General features: G+C 64.1%; 21 protein-coding genes. 15 read left to right on the top strand and 6 right to left on the bottom strand.

The annotated features are described in order from the left end of the window. Positions 1–18: 18 nt before the first annotated feature. The gene (locus P1L41_RS13715) at positions 19–870 is read left to right on the top strand and encodes a sugar phosphate isomerase/epimerase family protein (protein ID WP_276296293.1); all 852 of its coding nucleotides are present in this window, start codon (positions 19–21) and stop codon (positions 868–870) included. Between the two features lie 390 nt (positions 871–1,260). Here P1L41_RS13715 and P1L41_RS13710 read toward each other — a convergent pair whose 3' ends face one another. Next, a complete protein-coding gene (locus P1L41_RS13710) occupies positions 1,261–2,025 on the bottom strand; it encodes an IclR family transcriptional regulator (RefSeq protein ID WP_276296292.1) in 765 nt (254 codons plus the stop codon). Positions 2,026–2,391: 366 nt separating this feature from the next. On the opposite strand from P1L41_RS13710, the gene P1L41_RS13705 reads away from it, so the two are divergent. The 6 genes from P1L41_RS13705 (at position 2,392) to P1L41_RS13680 (ending at position 10,077) form a co-directional block, all read left to right on the top strand. Further along, positions 2,392–2,799: a cupin domain-containing protein gene (locus P1L41_RS13705; protein ID WP_276296291.1), complete on the top strand. Its 408-nt coding sequence runs from the start codon at positions 2,392–2,394 to the stop codon at positions 2,797–2,799. Positions 2,800–2,943: 144 nt separating this feature from the next. After that, on the top strand, positions 2,944–3,780 hold the full coding sequence (locus P1L41_RS13700; RefSeq protein ID WP_276296290.1) for a phosphoenolpyruvate hydrolase family protein: 837 nt from the start codon (positions 2,944–2,946) through the stop codon (positions 3,778–3,780). A gap of 28 nt (positions 3,781–3,808) precedes the next feature. Further along, on the top strand, positions 3,809–5,026 hold the full coding sequence (locus P1L41_RS13695; protein ID WP_276296289.1) for a Tm-1-like ATP-binding domain-containing protein: 1,218 nt from the start codon (positions 3,809–3,811) through the stop codon (positions 5,024–5,026). Positions 5,027–5,248: 222 nt separating this feature from the next. Beyond that, on the top strand, positions 5,249–6,235 hold the full coding sequence (locus P1L41_RS13690; protein WP_276296288.1) for a sugar phosphate isomerase/epimerase family protein: 987 nt from the start codon (positions 5,249–5,251) through the stop codon (positions 6,233–6,235). Between the two features lie 6 nt (positions 6,236–6,241). Continuing rightward, positions 6,242–7,312, top strand: coding sequence for a D-xylose 1-dehydrogenase Gfo6 (gene gfo6, locus P1L41_RS13685; protein WP_276296287.1), 1,071 nt, complete (start codon positions 6,242–6,244; stop codon positions 7,310–7,312). 596 nt (positions 7,313–7,908) lie between these two features. Further along, the gene (locus P1L41_RS13680) at positions 7,909–10,077 is read left to right on the top strand and encodes a PAS domain S-box protein (RefSeq protein WP_276296286.1); all 2,169 of its coding nucleotides are present in this window, start codon (positions 7,909–7,911) and stop codon (positions 10,075–10,077) included. 24 nt (positions 10,078–10,101) lie between these two features. On the opposite strand, the gene P1L41_RS13675 is transcribed toward P1L41_RS13680, so the two are convergent. Beyond that, the gene (locus P1L41_RS13675) at positions 10,102–10,299 is read right to left on the bottom strand and encodes a hypothetical protein (RefSeq protein ID WP_276296285.1); all 198 of its coding nucleotides are present in this window, start codon (positions 10,297–10,299) and stop codon (positions 10,102–10,104) included. 101 nt (positions 10,300–10,400) lie between these two features. Further along, entirely contained in the window at positions 10,401–11,180 is a 780-nt protein-coding gene (locus tag P1L41_RS13670; RefSeq protein WP_276296284.1) for an SDR family NAD(P)-dependent oxidoreductase, read from the bottom strand. A gap of 222 nt (positions 11,181–11,402) precedes the next feature. Between P1L41_RS13670 and P1L41_RS13665 the strand changes: the two genes are divergently transcribed. The 3 genes from P1L41_RS13665 to P1L41_RS13655 all read left to right on the top strand — a co-directional run bounded on the left by P1L41_RS13665 (position 11,403) and on the right by P1L41_RS13655 (position 13,450). Next, a complete protein-coding gene (locus P1L41_RS13665; protein WP_276296283.1) occupies positions 11,403–11,909 on the top strand; it encodes a metal-dependent hydrolase in 507 nt (168 codons plus the stop codon). 52 nt (positions 11,910–11,961) lie between these two features. Further along, positions 11,962–12,579: a class I SAM-dependent methyltransferase gene (locus P1L41_RS13660; RefSeq protein ID WP_276296282.1), complete on the top strand. Its 618-nt coding sequence runs from the start codon at positions 11,962–11,964 to the stop codon at positions 12,577–12,579. A 112-nt stretch (positions 12,580–12,691) separates the two neighbouring features. Then, complete coding sequence (locus P1L41_RS13655) at positions 12,692–13,450, top strand: proteasome assembly chaperone family protein (protein WP_276296281.1); 759 nt, start codon at positions 12,692–12,694, stop codon at positions 13,448–13,450. 71 nt (positions 13,451–13,521) lie between these two features. Here P1L41_RS13655 and P1L41_RS13650 read toward each other — a convergent pair whose 3' ends face one another. Beyond that, positions 13,522–13,764, bottom strand: coding sequence for a hypothetical protein (locus tag P1L41_RS13650; protein ID WP_276296280.1), 243 nt, complete (start codon positions 13,762–13,764; stop codon positions 13,522–13,524). 77 nt (positions 13,765–13,841) lie between these two features. On the opposite strand from P1L41_RS13650, the gene P1L41_RS13645 reads away from it, so the two are divergent. The 4 genes from P1L41_RS13645 to purF all read left to right on the top strand — a co-directional run bounded on the left by P1L41_RS13645 (position 13,842) and on the right by purF (position 16,786). Next, on the top strand, positions 13,842–14,900 hold the full coding sequence (locus P1L41_RS13645) for a M20/M25/M40 family metallo-hydrolase (RefSeq protein ID WP_276296279.1): 1,059 nt from the start codon (positions 13,842–13,844) through the stop codon (positions 14,898–14,900). A 70-nt stretch (positions 14,901–14,970) separates the two neighbouring features. Continuing rightward, complete coding sequence (locus tag P1L41_RS13640; protein WP_276277755.1) at positions 14,971–15,153, top strand: LSM domain-containing protein; 183 nt, start codon at positions 14,971–14,973, stop codon at positions 15,151–15,153. Further along, complete coding sequence (locus P1L41_RS13635) at positions 15,150–15,323, top strand: 50S ribosomal protein L37e (RefSeq protein WP_276296278.1); 174 nt, start codon at positions 15,150–15,152, stop codon at positions 15,321–15,323. Before P1L41_RS13640 ends, P1L41_RS13635 begins: the two co-directional genes overlap by 4 nt. 20 nt (positions 15,324–15,343) lie before the next feature. Then, positions 15,344–16,786, top strand: coding sequence for an amidophosphoribosyltransferase (purF, locus tag P1L41_RS13630; RefSeq protein ID WP_276296277.1), 1,443 nt, complete (start codon positions 15,344–15,346; stop codon positions 16,784–16,786). Between the two features lie 85 nt (positions 16,787–16,871). Here purF and P1L41_RS13625 read toward each other — a convergent pair whose 3' ends face one another. Then, positions 16,872–17,213: a hypothetical protein gene (locus P1L41_RS13625; RefSeq protein WP_276296276.1), complete on the bottom strand. Its 342-nt coding sequence runs from the start codon at positions 17,211–17,213 to the stop codon at positions 16,872–16,874. 16 nt (positions 17,214–17,229) lie between these two features. Continuing rightward, positions 17,230–17,775, bottom strand: coding sequence for a hypothetical protein (locus tag P1L41_RS13620; protein WP_276296275.1), 546 nt, complete (start codon positions 17,773–17,775; stop codon positions 17,230–17,232). Between the two features lie 110 nt (positions 17,776–17,885). On the opposite strand from P1L41_RS13620, the gene P1L41_RS13615 reads away from it, so the two are divergent. Beyond that, a complete protein-coding gene (locus P1L41_RS13615) occupies positions 17,886–18,263 on the top strand; it encodes a DUF2237 family protein (protein ID WP_276296274.1) in 378 nt (125 codons plus the stop codon). Positions 18,264–18,355: the final 92 nt, after the last annotated feature.

Raw genomic sequence — 18,355 nt, 5'->3', positions numbered from 1 at the left:
CGTCCGCGAACGGCTATGATGATGCAGTTCGGAATCAACCTCTGGGTCTGGGGAGCACCGATAACAGACGACCGCATTGCCGAGCGGGTTCCACAGGCCGCTCGGATGGGCTTCGACGTCGTGGAGTTCCCGCTCGAAGAACCGGGTGGGTTCGACTACGAACAAACGCGGGACCGCCTCGACCGACATGACCTCGACAGTAGCGTGGTCCTAGCGATGTCCGAGGAGCGTGACCTGCTACACGACGACGACGTGGTCCGCGAGAACGGCCGGGAGTACATCCGCCAGAGCGTGGATGCCGCCGCCGCAATCGGGTCGGACCGCGTGGTCGGACCCGCGTACTCGGCCGTCGGGCGTACCTGGCGGATGAGCGACGACGAGCGCGAACAGGCCGTCGAAGACGTCGCGACGCAACTCGCCGACCTCGCGGACTACGCGGGCGAGCGCGGCGTGACCATCTGCGTCGAACCCCTCAACCGGTTCGAGACGAGCTTCCTCAACACCGCCGAACAGACGATCGAGGTGGTCGACCGAGTCGATCATCCCCACTGTCAGATCCTGCTCGACACCTTCCATATGAACATCGAGGAGACCTCCCTGGCCGATGCGATCCGGGCCACGGGCGACAGACTCGCTCACTTCCACGCCTGTGGCAACAACCGTGGTGCGCCCGGGAACGATACCATCGACTGGCCGTCTGTGGTCGAGGCGCTCGACGACGTGGGGTACGACGACCAGGCAGTGATCGAGTCGTTCACGCCGGAGGTCGAGAGCATCGCGCGGGCTGCTGCGATCTGGCGCCCACTCGCAGAGAGCCAGGACACACTCGCCGAGGACGGGCTGGCCGCACTCAAACGGTACTTCGCCTGAGTCGCCGGTAGTCCCGGAGAGAGCACAGTGCTGGCGCCGGGCAGCTCGGGTCGGGGGAGCACGGACAGGTCGGGAGTGGTATCGAATGCCGACCTGACGACCTATCGCGCCCGGTATCACCGCTGTCGGAACGGTCGACCGCTACGGATGCCGGCCCCGCTGGCTGAACGCGACAACAGTCGCCGATGTCGGCACGCGCTTCGACACAGGGCGATAGCTACGCTCGAATCACAACCGTGCGGACAGCTCCGAGAGGTGCAGATAGTGTGGACGAACTGTCCGGGGTGCTGACGGTCGAAAACCACGCACAACGAGTCACGCTATCCAGGCATGTGGTACCGTTGGGGTGACAGCGTCACAACCGCGAACTGGCCGGCAGCCACACGTCGCTTACGAATAGATGAAGTTGAGCTCTATGAGGTTGGCCGTGTTCTTGACCGCGTCGCCGTACGCCATGCGGTCCTCTTCAGTCGCCATCCGACTGCGGGGGACCGAGATACTCACCGCGCCCTTCACGTCGCCGTCGTCGGTGCAGATGGGTGCGCCGACACATCGGAGGCCACGCCAGCGCTCCTCGTCGTCGTACGCCCAGCCCCGGTCGGCGATGGTCTCGAGTTCCGCCTTCAGCGTCTCTGGATCGGTTATCGTGTTCGGTGTCTCGCCTGGGAGCCCCCGCTCCGCGATTATCTCCTCGACGCGCTCGGTCGGCATGTGAGCGAGAATCGCCTTTCCGAGCGCGGAGTTGTGCAGGGGTTCCTGGGCCCCGATGTGGTTGTCGAGGTCGACTGCGTCCTCACCCGGAGCGCGATAGAGGACGACACCGATACCGCGTTCGACCGTCGCGAGCGTGACGAGTTCTCCGGTCTCCGCGGCCAAATCGTCGACCTTCGACCGGGCCGCCTCGAGTAACTCGATGTCGTCCCTGAGGACGCCACCGATCGTGAGAAACTGCAGGCTCAATTCGTAGTTGTCCTCGTCTTTCACCACGTACCCGTGCTCGCGGAGCGTACTGAGGTGGTTGTGGACGGTGCTCTTGTTCATATCCAGCTCCGACGCGATCTCGCGCAGCGGAGCCGCCCCCATCTCCTGCAGCGTCTCTACGATGGTCACGGTCTTTTCGAGTGTTTTGACCGGATGTCTCGCGTCCTGGTCCATACAGGCCCATTGTACTGTTGGCTCTTCAAACTATTCAATCATAGAGAATGTGTCCGGATAGCCGGCCGATCCGCTCCCTGTGACCGGATTCGGACCGGAACGCTCGCAGGGTGGTCACCACAAGGCGCCTACGAGTAACTCTTCAGACTGTTCAATGATAGAGAATATGTCCGGGTAGCCGACCGATTCGTTCTCGGTGCTATCGTCCAGACACCCACGGTTTCAGGGTTTTCACGCCCTCTCGACCCCCCCCTCTATACCGTCACTGAATGTGGCGGGGGCACATCCCGCGACCCCGCTCGGTGCGCACCGTCGTCGGTCGTGCCCCAAACACTTATGAAAATTTGTGGCGATACTCTATCCATCATGACCGACAGTCAACGGTTCATCTCGCCAGAGTCGATCGAGACACTCACCCTGGACTGGGGCACCCTCAAGTGGCTCAGCACGCCGGAAACCACGGGCGCGGAGACGTTCAGCGCTGGGCTGGTCGTCCTCGAACCCGGCGAGGGCCACGAGCGGCACACGCATCCCGACAGCGAGGAAGTCCTCTTCTTCCTCAACGGCGAGGGCATCCAGATGATCGACGAGGAGGAACGAACGGTGTCCGCGGGAGAGATGGTCTACATCCCGGCCGGGGTCGAACACAGTACAACGAATACGTCCTGGGAGCCGCTCCGCTTTCTGGCAATGTACGGCCCACCCGGACCGGAAGCCGAAATCCGCCACAGCCAGGACTCAACAGTCGTCCCGCCGGGTGAAACACCGGACTGACCGTCTCTGTGAACGAGTCGTTGGACCGGCGTTGGTCAGAGACCGTCCGCTGACGTGACGCGGCGCGAGTGCAAGAGAGGGGGCCCTTCGAGGGTGCGAGCACCCCAATCTTCAAGCATCGTTCAGGCGATGATGGTAACGACAATGAAGTTCCAACGGCGAGAGTCCCTCGAGCGACTACAATCGACTGTCGACAGCGGTGACCCGATCATCGGCGCGGGCGCGGGGACCGGTATCTCGGCGAAGTTCGCCGAACGGGGTGGGGTCGACCTGCTCATCATCTACAACTCGGGGCGCTACCGGATGAACGGCCGCGGGTCCCTCGCGGGTCTGTTGCCCTACGGCGACGCTAACGAGATCGTCGTCGAGATGGGCAACGAGGTGCTCCCTGTCGTCGAGGACACGCCCGTGCTCGCTGGCGTCAACGGGACCGACCCCTTCCGCGAGATGCCGGTGTTCATCGAGGACCTCCGACGCCGGGGCTTTTCCGGCGTGCAGAACTTCCCTACGGTCGGGCTGATCGACGAGGACAGCAGTTACCGGAAGAACCTGGAGGAGACCGGAATGGGCTACGACGAGGAGGTCGAAATGATTCGCGAGGCCAGCGACCAGGGGATGTTGACCTGCCCGTACGTGTTCACCGAAGACCAGGCCCGCGCGATGACCGAGGCCGGGGCAGACGTCGTCGTCTCTCACATGGGGTTGACGACGTCCGGTGACATCGGCGCGGAAACCGCCCTCGACCTGGAAGCGGCAGCCGAGCGCGTGCAGGCCCACCACGACGCGGTAAAGGAGGTAAACGAGGACGTGCTGGTCATCTGCCACGGCGGTCCCATCGCATGGCCCGACGACGCTGCGTACGTCCTCGAACACACGGAGGGCGTCGTAGGTTTCTTCGGCGCGTCCAGCATCGAACGGCTCCCCACCGAGGAAGCAATCGAGAACCAGGCACGCGAGTTCAAGGAGATCGATATGGGATGACGTCGACTGCCAGACGGGTGACGGGCCGATGAGCGTCGGTATCATCGGTACGCTCGACACGAAAGGCGAGGAGATCGGATTCGCCCGGGACGTGATCGAGGCTCAGGGTGTGGACGTCCACCTGATAGACGTCGGCGTGATGGGCGACCCCGAAATCGAACCGGACACGACGGCGGCGGCAGTAGCCGAAACTGCCGGGAGTACTCTCGAAGCGCTTCGGGGGTCGGGCGATCGCGGTGAAGCGATGACCGTCATGGGCGAGGGCGCCGCCGCGGTGGTTCAGCGCCTCTACGAGGATGGAGTCCTCGATGGCCTGCTCGGACTCGGCGGCTCTGGGAACACCTCTATCGCCACGTCCGCGATGCGCGCGCTACCCGTCGGCGTTCCCAAACTGATGATCTCGACGATGGCGTCCGGGGACACCGAGCCCTACGTCGGCTCCCGGGACGTCGCGATGCTGTACTCCGTCGCGGACATCGAGGGACTGAACCAGCTCTCTCGCACCGTTATCGCCAACGGGGCGCTCGCGATGGTGGGGATGGTCGCCAACGAGGCCGACGTCGCGGTCGAGGACCGTCCGACCATCGGCATCACGATGTTCGGCGTCACCACGCCCTGCGTGCAAACAGCCCGCGAGTGGCTCGAGGAGCGCGGGTACGAGACCATCGTCTTCCACGCGACGGGCACCGGTGGGCAGGCAATGGAGAACCTGATACGTGAAGGGATCATCGACGGTGTCCTCGACGTCACGACGACGGAGTGGGCCGACGAGCACGTCGGTGGCGTCCTCGCTGCGGGCCCGGACCGCCTCGACGCCGCGGCCGAGACGGGTGTCCCCCAGGTCGTCTCGACTGGCGCGCTCGACATGGTCAACTTCGGGCCGCGAGACTCGGTGCCCGAGGAGTTCGAGGGGCGAACCTTCCACGTCCACAATCCGCAGGTGACACTCATGCGGACCACGCCCGCGGAAAACGAGGCCATCGGCACGATCATCGCCGAAAAACTCAACGCGGCGACCGGGCCGACTGCCCTTTATCTGCCGCTGGGTGGCGTCTCGATGCTCGACGTCGAGGGCGAGGACTTCTTCGACTCCGAGGCCGACGCCGCCCTGTTCGACGCGCTCAGAGACACGGTCGACGAGGGCGTCGAACTGATCGAGATGGACGCGAACGTCAACGACGAGGCGTTCGCGCTGGCGCTCGCAGAGAAAATGGACGCGTACATGCAGGACGCAGATGCGGTCTGACAGCTGACATCCGGACTCGTTCGCTCACCGGGAGGCGCTCCGCTCGCCCGTGAGAGCCGACGATGTCTCGAGTCCTGCGGCCACCCACCATCGGCAACCGAAACGGGAGGCGCAGCCATCCTTCTATCGGTCCCACCGAGCCCGCTCGGTGGATACCTATAGGAATGTCAACGTAACGGGGAAATGATTATAATACCCTGTTGAGATGTTTCACACGTACTTATGGAGATTGGCTGTAACGTGGTTCCCTTCGGGGACCAGACGCTAGAAGAGGTACTCGAATACCTGGACGGCCTGGGAGCAGAGGCCGTGGAACTCGGCTCCGGTGGCGTCCTCGGGCAGGACTTCCTGCCCCGCGACGAGTATCTGGACAACCCCGACAAACAGGCCGAACTGCATCAGACGCTCGACGACTACGGCTTTCACATCAGTGCCCTCTCGACACACGACAATCCGCTCCACCCCGACGAGGAGAAGGCCGAACAGTCAGACACGGACCTCCGCGAGTCGATTCGACTCGCGGACCAGCTCGACGTCGACGTCGTCTGTGCCTTCTCGGGCCTGCCGGCCGGCGGTCCCGACGACAACGTGCCGAACTGGATCACCGCGCCGTGGCCCTCCGAGCACAACGAAGCCTGGCGGTGGCAGTGGGAGGAAAAGACCGTTCCCTACTGGCAGGAAATCGGTGACCTCGCCGCCGAGCACGACGTGAAAATCGGCATCGAGATGCATCCGAACATGATGATATACGAGCCTACGGGGCTCATCGACCTCCGCGAGGAGACCAACGAATACATCGGGGCGAACCTCGACCCGTCACAGCTGTTCTGGCACGGCGTCGACATTCCCGAGACGATCCGGTATCTCGGCGAGCACGACGCGATCCATCACTTCCACGCGAAGGACTCGAAGCTCAACGAACCGGTCTCGAAGCTCAAGGGCGTCCAGGACCCCAAGATGTACACGAAGGAACCGGAGCGGTCCTGGCTGTTCCGGACCATCGGCTACGGGCACGGCGAGCAGTACTGGAAGAACATCGTGAGCGAACTCCGGATGGCCGGGTACGACGGGACCCTCTCGGTGGAGCACGAGGACTCCCTGACCAGCACCCGTGAAGGCATCGAGAAGTCGATGGACGTACTCAACCGTGCCGTCTTCGAGACCGAGCCTGGCGAAGCGTTCTGGGCGGAAGGGTCGCTCAACGAGTAGCGAACGATGGACGTCGAATCATACTTCGAAGGCTTCACCGGGCGGAACTGGGAGACACCGGCACCGGATGAGCAGGTCCGCTTCGCCGTGGTCGGCTGTGGCTGGTTCGCAGAGGAGTTCGCGCTGCCTGCAATCGAGCAGGGTGAGCACTGTACGGCGAGCGTTCTCGTCACCGGGGACGCGGAGAAGGGGAACCGCCTCGCCGGAGCGGTCGGTGCGGACCACGTCATCGGCTACAGCGACTTCCAGGACGGCACCGCCGCCGACGAGTACGACGCAGTGTATGTCTCGACCCCGAACGCCCTCCACCTCGAACACGTCGAGGCGGCCGCCGCGCTCGGCAAGGACGTCCTCTGTGAGAAACCACTGGAGGTGTCCGCCGAACGTACGGAGCGGATGGTCGAGGCGTGTGCCGATGCCGACGTGACGCTGATGACGGCCTACCGCCAGCAAGCCGAACCGGGCATCCGTCGGATGCGTGAGTTGGTCCAGGACGGCGTCATCGGAACGCCTGTGTACGCCATCGGCGATTTCTCGATTACCCTGTTGGGTCGGGACGCCGACGCGGACCAGTGGCGACTCGACCCGGACCTGGCGGGGGGTGGTGCGCTCGTCGACATCGGCATCTATCCGATCAACACGCTGCGATACCTCATCGACGAGGACCCGGTCGCGGTACAGGCAGAGACGAAGACGTCGGACGAGCGCTACGCGGGCGTCGAGGAGCACATCTCCTTCCAGCTCTCGTTCCCGGGCCGGATGAGTGCTGCCGTCGCGTCGAGCTACGGCGCGAACCTGGACGACACGTTCGTGCTCGTCGGCACAGAGGGGAAACTCGAAATCGACCCGGCGTTCTTCCCGGAAGCCCAGCGGACGTTCCATCTCACGAGAGACGGCTCGACGCTGTCGCTCGAGGGAAGCGAGGTGTCCGGTATCGACGAGGAGTTCGAGTACTTCGCGAGTTGTGTCCTCACCGGCACCGACCCGGACCCGGACGGGCAGGACGGACTCACCGACGTGCGGACCATCGAGGCGATTTACGACGCCGCCGAGACAGGGCAGCGCGTCGAACTGTAGGCTGTCGACGCGGCGCACTGTCCCCGAACTTCCCGGCACCTCTCGTAGAGCCACCCATCGACGCCCCCACGTTTATGCCTCGGATAGGTTGTCTCTGGCCAATCATTTTCTAACCATGTTTTTCATTTCCTACACCGATTTGGCATTGACGAAATTAAATTGCCAGTATATAGTCGCAAATAGTATTCAAAAAACTCTCAACTCTCGGTATATCCCAATATATCTTATACAAACGCCCTCTATTGAGATATATTACTAATTTAGTGCTAACTAACTCTTATTTGGACATAAAATAGCGTTTCTACTGGCAACGAGTTACCCAACGCGAAGCATTCTGCGGAAACTGACCATCAGTTTGGCCGGTTCTGATTCGATACGGGGCGTCGTTCGATGGTCGAACTGGTGGCAGCAGCGCTCGTGGTCTGGCTCGAAGAACTTCACGAGCGGCTGGTACAGAATTCGGGACGCGCTATTGCACCCGACCCGAATCAAGGCGGTACCGGTCGACCAACCACGCATCGTGACTGACGGAAAATCTCAAACGTGATAGCCATCCAGTCATTATTTACAGTCTTGAGCAGAAAAAGAGGTCGAATATGCCGTCAGCGCCGATACGTGTCCTTCACGTCGACGATGACCCGGAGCTGCTCGACCTGGCTGCAACCTTTCTCGAACGAGAGAACGCCGGGTTCACCGTCGATACGGCCACGAGTACGGCCGAGGGCTTAGAGCGACTCGGCGCCGACGTCGACTGTATCGTCAGCGACTACGATATGCCGGACCTGAACGGTATCGAGTTCCTCGAGGCGGTCCGGAGCGACTACCCCGACCTCCCGTTCATTCTGTTCACGGGCAAGGGGAGTGAGGAGATCGCTAGCGAGGCCATCTCCGCGGGAGTCACCGACTACCTACAGAAGGGGACCAGCGGCGAGCAGTACACCGTCCTCGCCAACCGAATCGGGAACGCCGTCGACCAGTTCCGGTCACAGACGAAACTCGAAGCCAGCCAGCAGCGCCTCGAGCTCTTCGTCGAACAGTCGCCGCTCGGCGTTCTCGAATACGACCAGGACTTCGAGATCGTCGGGCTAAACCCCGCCGGCGAGGAGATTCTGGGGTACACAGAAGACGAGCTGAAGGGAGAAACGTGGGAGAAAATCGTCACTACCTCCAGCCACCAGAACGTCGACGAGGTGACCTCGGCGCTGGCAGAGGCCGAAGGCGGCTACCACAGCATCGACAGGAACGTCCGGAAGGACGGGGAGATAATCACCTGCGAGTGGCACAACCGAATCATCACCGACGAGAGCGGTGACGTCGTGGCGATATTCTCGCAGTTCCAGGATATCACCGACCGAAAGGAACGGCAGGAACAGCTGCAGCGAACGACTGCTCGCCTCAGAGCGCTGTTCGACAACTCGCCGGTGATGATTAACATCCACGACGACGCGGGCAACATCATCGAACCGAACCCGCGACTCTGCGAGAAGACGGGATACGACAAGTCGGAACTGACGGAGATGAAAGTCTGGGAGCTGGACCAGGGCATCGACCCGGAGGCGGCGAACTCACTCTGGGAGGGGATGGAGGTCGGCACCCAGCGCGAGTTCGAGGGCGCCTACGAGCGGAAAGACGGGTCGACACTTCCGGTCAGAGTCCACGTCAGCCGTATCGCCTTCGAGGGGAAGGACCGTTTCGTCGTGATTAGCAGGGACCTCACCGACGAGCGGGACCGACAGCGAGAGCTCGAACGATACGAGGCGATGGTCGAGAACACCGAAGACGGCATCTATCTGTTCGACGAGTCCGGCAACGTGCGGTTCGTGAACGAACGCGTGGTCGACGTCTCGGGCATCCCGTTCGACGGGTGGGTCGGCGAACACGTCTCGGTGCAACGGGACCTCGGGACGCTCACCGAGAGTGAACTGGAAGACGTCGAGTCGGCGATCGAAGCGATCGCTAGCGGCGACCAGGCGGACGTTCGAATCGAACTCCATCCGAACGTCCCCTACGGTATCGACACGCTGGAGCTTCGATTGACGCCGTTCCGGACAGACGACGGCGAGACCCACGTCATCGGGTTCTCGCGGGACGTCACCGAGCGCAAGGAGTACGAAGCGAAACTCGAGGAGAAGAACAGCCGGCTGGAACAGTTCGCCAGCAACGCGTCCCACGACCTGCGGAACCCGCTGCACGTCGCTTCGGGGCAGCTCGAGCTCGCACGGTCGGAGTGTGACAGCGAACACCTCGATGCCGTCGGCGACGCCATCGAGCGGGGCGAGGAGCTGATCGACGACCTCCTCCGGCGGGCCCGTGAAGGTGGTGAGGTCACCGACCGTGAGGCGGTCCGGCTAGACGACATCGTCGAGACCTGCTGGCGGACCATCGACACGAGAGACGCGACGCTCGATCTGGCGACCGACCGGACAGTGCAGGCCAACGAGAGCCGATTCCAGCAGTTCTTCGAGAACCTCATCCGAAACGCTATCGAGCACGGGGGCGAGGACGTGACGATTACCGTCGGTGAACTCGAGAACGGGTTCTACGTCGCGGACGACGGGCCCGGGATTCCCGAGCCCGAACGCGAAGACGTCTTCGACCGGGGCTATTCGACCGCGGAGGACAGCACTGGCTTCGGCCTGCCGATCGTCAGACAGATCGCCCAGTCGCACGGCTGGGAGATGCGGCTGACCGAGAGCGGCTCGGGTGGCACGCGCATCGAGACGCGGCTGGGAGCCCGTCCGTCCCAGTCCGATGAAAGCCAGTAATCGGCCGCAGCCTGTCTGTCCCGCTCACTCCCACGCGCTTGGTCCCACACCGAGTCGCATCACGATAGGACGATACGCGAAGACGACGACGGTAACGACCGCTAACTCGGCGATGAACCCGATGTCACCGACGGCCATCCGAACGACCGTGAGAACCAGGAACACCAGGAACAACATGGCGAGGTAGTGCGGGACGAGCTCGAGGAGTCGGTCTGTGTCCATACTCCTCCTAGCCGGGTGACTGTCATCAAACCCGCCCCTCACTGGGGAGGGCCGAACAAGCAACTCACCGTCCGTGATTCGGTCACCGGTCCGACCGCGGGTTACCGCCAGCTCGTCCAACCGCCGTCGACGACGAGCGATTCGCCGGTGACGTAACTCGCGAGGTCGCTCGCGAGGAACGTCGCAGCGCCGGCCACGTCCTCGGGTTGGCCGTAGCGCCCGAGTGGGACCATCTGCGTGAACTGTTGGGCCTGCTCTGCGGCCGCTTCCTCGTCGGTCACTTCCCCGCCGATCATCGTCTGAATCCCACCGGGGTGGATGGCGTTGACGCGCACGCCGTCGCCCCCGAGCTTGTGGGCCAGTGAGTAGGTGAACGTCGTGAGGCCGCCCTTGGACGCGGCGTAGGTCGGCCAGTCACCGTTCCCGAAGAGGCCGGCGATGCTGGAGATGTTGATGATAGACCCACCGTCCTCGTTCTCGACGAGGTGCTCGCCTGCGATCTGCGAACCGAAGTACGCTCCTTTGAGGTTGATATCTAGCATCTGCCGATAGTCCTCCTCAGAGACGTCGAAGAACTCCTCGGCGTGCCAGATGCCGGCGTTGTTCACCATCACGTCGATGCCGCCGGATGCCTCGGCGGCTTCGACCGCTTCCCTGAGGTCCGCCCGGTTCGTGACGTCACACTCGACGAACGCGGCCTCGGTGTCCGACTCTTCGCTGACCAGTTCGTGGGTCGGCGGCCCCTCGCCTTTCGGTTCCTCGCGGACGTCGGCAACGACGACTGCTCGGGCCCCGTGCTGGGCGAACCCTCGTGCGATACCGCGACCGATACCTGAACTAGCGCCGGTGATGACCGCCGTCTTGCCTTCGAGTAGTGTCATTGTTGTGCCTCTGTCTGTGGGCTACGACGGCAAACATGTTAAATTAGAACCATTACTGTCGCTCCCTATCCTGGACCCTTCATCGACAACGTGGCCAAGGAACCGCCGCGCGTGCCACCAGGCTGATTCAACGGTCACTTACTCCGGGGTCGCGCTTTCGGTCCGCGGTCGTCCAGAGAGCCACAACGCTTTCATCCGGCCGCTGCCGTGTTCCGCCAGAGCATGTACCGGAACGGTCACTACGGACTCAATCTCCTCCTCTATGCACCCGTCGGCGCCGCGCTGCTGCTCCTGCGAGAGCCCCTCCTGTCGATGGTCGGCTGGGGGCTGGCTGTCGGGCTCGCGACGACGCCAGACCTCGACCACCGACTGCCGCTCGTCTCGCACCGTGGCATCACTCATACGGTCTGGGCCGCACTCGCCGCCAGCGTCGTCTGTGGTGGCCTGCTCTACGTCACGGCTGGTTCGATAGGGGCCTACACACCCGTCGAGGGTGCGGTCGTCGGTGCGCTCGGTGCGACGGTCGGCATCCTCGGTCACGTCGCCGGCGACGCGATGACGCCGATGGGCGTCACGCCGTTCACGCCGCTCTCCAAGTCGCACTACTCCCTGCAGCTGTGGACGGCCGACAGCACCATCGCGAACTACGGGCTCCTGCTGTCGGGCGTGTTCGTGACGTCACTGGTGGTCCTCATGGCGCTGCGGACGGTCTACGCCGTGCCGGTGTGACCGTGCCCGCGACTTCGCGGGACACTTACCGCGTCGCTGCGTCCGGTCTCGTATGAACCCCGACGAAGTCCGTGACGACTGGGCCGGTCGCTCCGGGAGATTCTCCCCGCGGTACTACGCCGAACTCGGTCCCAACAAAGTCAGTGAGACCATCCTCGAAACCCTCCAGTACTACGTCGGGACCGACGCCGCGATCCTTGAACTGGGGTGTGGCTCCGGCCGCCACCTCGAACACCTGCGTTCACACGGATTCAAGCATCTCTCCGGCATCGACATCAACGACGACTCCTTCGAGGTCATGGCCGATGCCTTCCCGAAACTCGCCGAGACGGGGACCTTCAGGACCGGTGCGATAGAGGACATCCTCCCCGAGTACGACGCGGACGCGTTCGACGTCGTCTACTCGGTCGAGACGCTCCAGCACATCCACCCGGACGACACGTGGGTGTTCGAGGACGTCGCCCGCGTCGCCGGCGACATCCTCATGACCGCCGAAAACGAGGGCAACAGTCCCGAACGGGGCCGTGGCGAGACCGCCGTAAGCTACGTCGACGACGAGTTCCCGCTGTACTACCGCAACTGGAAGCACGTGTTCGACGAGTTCGGGTTCACACAGGTGATTCACGAGCCGACCAAGCGGGACACGATACGGGTCTTCCGCGCGCCGTAGTCGGCCCTGTCTAAACCTCGCCGACCCACAATCGGCCCGGACCTGTTTCTCGTTCGACGCCATACGCTCCGGCAGTGACACTTATCATCGTAACAAGCGATAGTCAAGACACATGCCGACAGACGTACCATCGTTCGACATCGAGACGGACACCGGCGTCGACGTGGGCGACACGCTCATCGTCGGGACGGCGAACCTCGGACTCGCGGGGCTGACGGCTATCGACTACCTGGTCACGCATACGCTCACCGAACAGACCGGCCACGTCAGGACCCGGAACTTACCGGACATCACGCCCTTCACCGACGGCGAACCGCGCAACCCGATGCGGCTGTATTCAGCCACCGAGTCCGACATCTCGCTGCTCATCAGCGAGATATTCGTCCCGGTCTGGGCGGGCGAACCACTCGCCGACGGCGTGGCCGCCTGGGTCACCGACCACGGATTCGAGGAGGTCTGTCTCCTCCACGGGGTCCCGTTCCCCCACGGACCCGACGAGCACGTCGTCTTCCACGTCGGGACCCCCGAGTTCCGGACTCGTCGAATCGATTCGAGTGAAATCAGACCCCTCGCGGGCGGATTCTTCGAGGGCTTCGTCAGTGAGTTCCTGGTGCAGAGTCTCGACGGGCGGGTTCCGCCGACGGGCGTTCTGACGACGCCGACGCACCCGCCGGGCCCCGACTTCGAGGCCGCACTCCGGTTCCTCGACGCGCTCGAATCGCTCTACGGGCTCGAAGTCGACGAGTCCGAGCTCGAGGCACGGTCCGAGGAGATGAAGCAGTACTACGAGGAACTCACGACCCGGTTACAATCGATGGAGGAGAGCGAGGCGTCCGGCCGCGACTACCCGGAAGACCGGATGTACATGTGAGGCTGCGTTCAGGGCCAGAGCTATCGCCGCCGACGTCCGCGAGGTCCCGAGGAGTCTAACGGACTGACCTGTTACTCGGCGAACTCGTCGGCGCCGTCGCCGCCACCCAGTACTTTCTTCGCCGCGACGGCGGAGACGAGGGCGACGAGGACACCGAGCACGACGAGAAGACCGACCGGGACGCCGCCGGTGTCATCGTCATCGACCGCTACCTCCTCGTCGTCGGCTGCTTCCTCACTCTCCCCGCTATAGGGGGCGTTGGCAGTGAATCGAGCACCTTCGAGATGAAGTTCGAACAGCGTAACGTTCACCATACTGGTAGTTCTCTCCGACAGACCTTATCGGTTGCCCCGTGCCGTCCTTTCATACCAGCGGGGTTCCAACGCGGAGCATGGACGAACCACAGCGTGCGTTCCTCGAGTCGTTGCTCGAGACGCCCGGTCCGTCGGGCTACGAGACGAACAGCCAGCGGGTCTGGGTCGACTACGTCAGCGAGTTCGCAGACGAGGTCCGAACCGACGACTACGGGAACGCCGTGGCGAAACTGGAGGGCGGAGACACGTCCGTCGCGCTCGCGGGTCACGGCGACGAAATCGGCTTCATCGTCCGTGACCTCACCGACGACGGCTTCGTCCGACTCAGTCGAATCGGCGGGTCCGACAAGACGGTCACGCGCGGGCAACACGTCACCATCCACACCGCGGACGGGCCGGTCGCCGGCGTTGTCGGCCAGACGGCTATCCACCTCCGGGACCCCGACGACGAGAGCGTCGCCGAGATCGCCGAGCAGTACGTCGACGTGGGTGCGACAGACGGCGACGAGGTCGCGGAACTGGTCGACAGGGGCGACCCGGTGACGTTCACACAGGCGATTCGCGAACTTGCGAACGGGCGACTCGCCGCGCGCGGGATGGACAACCGCATCGGTATCTGGGCGGCCGCCGAGGGGCTCCGCCGGGCCGCCGAACGTGGTACCGACGCGACGGTGTACGCCGTCTCGACGGTCCAGGAGGAAGTCGGGCTGCAGGGCGCGAAGATGGTCGGGTTCGACCTCGCGCCGGACGCCGCGCTCGCGATAGACGTGACCCACGCGACGGACGCCCCCGAATCGCCCGGGAAACGGTCGAGCGGCGTCGAGCTCGGCGCCGGGCCAGTCGTCTCCCGTGGGAGCGCGAACCACCCGGTCGTCGTCGAGGCCCTGCGCGCGGTCGGCGACACCGAGGACATCGACGTCCAGTTGCAGGCGACGGGCACGCGAACCGGGACGGACGCCGACGCCTTCTACACTTCGCGTGATGGCATCCCCTCGGTGAACGTGGGCCTCCCGAACCGCTACATGCACACCCCGGTGGAGGTAATCGACCCGGACGACCTTGACGCGCTGGCCGACTTGCTCGCCGGGTTCGCCAGCGTGGCCGACGCTCACGCCCCGTTCGCTGTCGATATCTGAGCGGTCCCGAGCGCTCGCGAACAAGCGAGCAAGCGGTACGTTTAAGCGGCCATCACTATCCGTTCCGAACATGAGTGGACGACCGCTTGACGTACTCGAAGCGTCGCTGGGCGAAGAGGTCACCGTGCAGCTGAAAGGCGGCGAGATATTCGAGGGGGAGCTGACCGGCTACGACCAGCACATGAACCTCGTCATCGAGGACGAAGACACAACGATTATACGCGGGGATAACGTCGTTTCGATTAATCCATGACTGGTGCAGGAACTCCGAGCCAGGGGAAAAAGAACACCAAGACACACACCAAATGTCGACGGTGTGGCGAAAAGTCCTATCACAGAAAAAAGAAGGTTTGTTCGTCGTGCGGCTTCGGCAAGTCGGCGAAACGACGCGGCTACGAATGGCAGTCAAAGGCCGGCGAGTAACGGTCTGACACTCCCCACAAATGCACGAAAAGTGCGGCGTCGTCGGTATCTCCCTCGAAGAGCGTAGCGCCGCCCGCCCCCTCTACTACTCACTGTACGCCCTCCAGCACCGCGGCCAGGAATCGGCCGGTATCGTCACCCACGACGGCTTCCAGCAGCACAGCCACGTCGAGATGGGTCTCGTCGGTGACGCCTTCTCGCCCGGGGACCTCGAGTCGCTCAACGGGTCGAACGGCATCGGCCACGTCCGCTACCCGACCGCGGGTAGCGTCAACGCCTGCTGTGCCCAGCCGTTTTCGGTCTCGTTCAAGTCCGGGTCGCTCGGGCTCTCGCACAACGGCAACCTCGTCAACGCCGACGAGATCGGCGACGAACTGGCGGAACTCGGTCACGCCTTCACCTCCGACGGTGACACCGAGGTCATCGCCCACGACCTCGCGCGGAACCTGCTGGAGGAGGACCTCGTCCGTGCGGTCAAGCGGACGATGAACCGTATCCACGGCTCGTACTCGCTGACCATCATGCACGACGAGACCGTGCTGGGCGTGCGGGACCCCGAAGGCAACCGCCCGCTGTGTATCGGCGAGCTCGACGACGGCTACGTCATCGCGTCCGAGTCGGCGGCAATCGATACGCTCGACGGCGAACTCGTCCGGGACGTCGAACCCGGCGAACTGGTGGTGCTCTACCCCGACGGCACGGGCTTCGACACCTACCAGCTCGTCGAGCGCGAGCGGACGGCCAACTGCTTCTTCGAGCACGTCTACTTCGCGCGCCCCGACTCGACTATCGACGAGAACCTGGTCTACGAGGTGCGGCGCGAACTCGGCCGGAAACTGTGGCAGGAGTCGGGCGTCGAGTCCGACGTCGTCCTGCCGGTGCCCGACTCCGGGCGCGCGTTCGCCTCGGGGTACGCCGAGGCCGCACAGGACGACGGCTCGGACATCGAGTTCGCCGAGGGGCTGATGAAAAACCGGTACGTCGGCCGGACGTTCATCATGCCCACGCAGGGCGAACGCGAGCGTGCGGTCCGGTTGAAACTGAACCCCATCAAGTCCACCATCGAGGGCAAGTCGGTCACGATCATCGACGACTCCATCGTCCGCGGGACCACCTCGACACAGCTCATCTCGCTGCTGAAAGACGCCGGCGCGGAAGAGGTCCACGTCCGGATCGGGTCGCCGCCCATCGTCTCGCCGTGTTACATGGGCATCGACATGGCATCTCGCGAGGAGCTCATCGCGGCCGGGCAGTCCGTCGAGGACATCCGCGACGAAATCGAGGCCGACTCCTTGTCGTACCTCTCTATCGACGCCATCGCGGCGGCGCTGGGCGAGAGCCGCGCCGACCTCTGTCTCGGCTGTGTCACGGGCGAGTACCCTTACGACATCGAGGGCGAGACCACGGACCGAGACGTCGTCCGACCGGAGATCGGCGGCAACCCGACGCCGGCGGACGACTGACGCCCTGCGATTCTTTCGCCCCGTCTCGAGGACCGCCAGCCTACCGGCTCGTCGTCTCGTGATTCCTCGCAGACCACCTTGTGCGTCAGTTCCGTTCGCGTCGCTCGCGCCCGTCCCCGTCTGCCCGTCGCGGTTCGCCCTGTTCGGCCTGGCGGCGCTGCTTGGTTCGCGCCCCCGGTTTCGGCCCGCGGGCACGGGTGTCTCTGGTGTCGAAGGGCATCCCGGCGACGCTATCGGGAATCGCGACCCACGCGAACACCCCGCCGAGCGCTGACGTCCCGAGCGTGATGCCCAGGACGACCGGCAGGGCGGCGCCGCCGTGGAAGGCAACCATCCCCATCGAGACCCCGACCAGCAGTGCGAAGCCGATCTTCACCCTGACCAGGAACCGCTCGCGGTCCGAGTCGGTGATCGACGGTCCGACCATCAGCGGCCCCCGGTCATCAGTAGAACCCCCGGTCGACGTCCTCGTCGATGACGTCCTCGAACTCTGCGTCGAGCAGTTCCTCGGCCTCCTCGAACGTGTCTGTCAGCCCGTCCATCCGCTCGGGGCGGTCGTACTGGTCGAACTCCATCGGGCCGTAGGCCGGCGAGTCGACGGCGTCCATGATGTCCTCCATCAGCGCCTGCGGCGTGGTCGGAGCGTCGGCGTGCGTCTCGAGGACCGTCTCCAAGTTCTTGGCCTTCTCCTCGGCCTCGTCCTCGTCCTCGACGCCCTGCTGGACGCCGAAGAGCCCCGTCCCCTCCTCGGGGAACAGCGGCTCGATGTCCTCGTCGATGCGACGGGCGACCTGCGTGCCGACCCCCTGGACCTCGTAGGGGTTCTTCGCGTAGGTCTTCATCTGGTAGACGCCGGCGTTCGGATGGCCGAAGTAGATGTCCTCACCGATTCCGTTCGCGCGGTCGCCCCCCACGGCGCGCCAGCCGCCGGGGTCGGCGCTGCTCTCCATCACGTCTCCGATGATGTCCTGCCAGTCGCGAACGCGCATTGTTGCTCGTGGGTTCGGCCTGCTGGAGAATGAAGCCATCGGTCTCTACGGTGTGCGACACCTTCACTCCGTACCGAACGGTTATATTTGCGGACCCGAGCACTCGACGTATGGAGAGCGAAGCCAACGTCCTCGGCGGCGAACTCGCGGCCTGTTCGACCGACCCGATGACGGGGTTCATGCGCGACGGCTACTGCTACCCGGTGGCCCGAGACCCGGGCCGTCACGAGATCTGTGCCGTGCTGACCGACGAGTTCCTCCAGTTCAGCAAGGCGCAGGGCAACGACCTGGTGACGCCGCGGCCGGAACTGAACTTCCCGGGCCTGGACCCGGGCGACGCCTGGTGTCTCTGCGTGCCCCGATGGGTCGAAGCCCACGAGGCGGGCGTCGCCCCGCCGGTCGTGCTGGAAGCGACCAGTGAGGACGTCCTCGATGACGTCCCGCTCGAGACGCTGGAGGGGTACGCGTACGACGACGCCGAGGAATGACCGGGCGCGAACGACTTTTGCGTCTCGCTCCCGTTGCCGTGAGCGTGCACGAGATTCAGGGACCGACGGTGGGCCGCCGCCGACGACCGGAG

The organism is Haloarcula ordinaria, assembly GCF_029338275.1.
Lineage (GTDB): Archaea > Halobacteriota > Halobacteria > Halobacteriales > Haloarculaceae > Haloarcula > Haloarcula ordinaria.
Note: the sequence above shows the minus strand (reverse complement) of the source record. Positions and strands in the feature narration are given on the sequence as shown.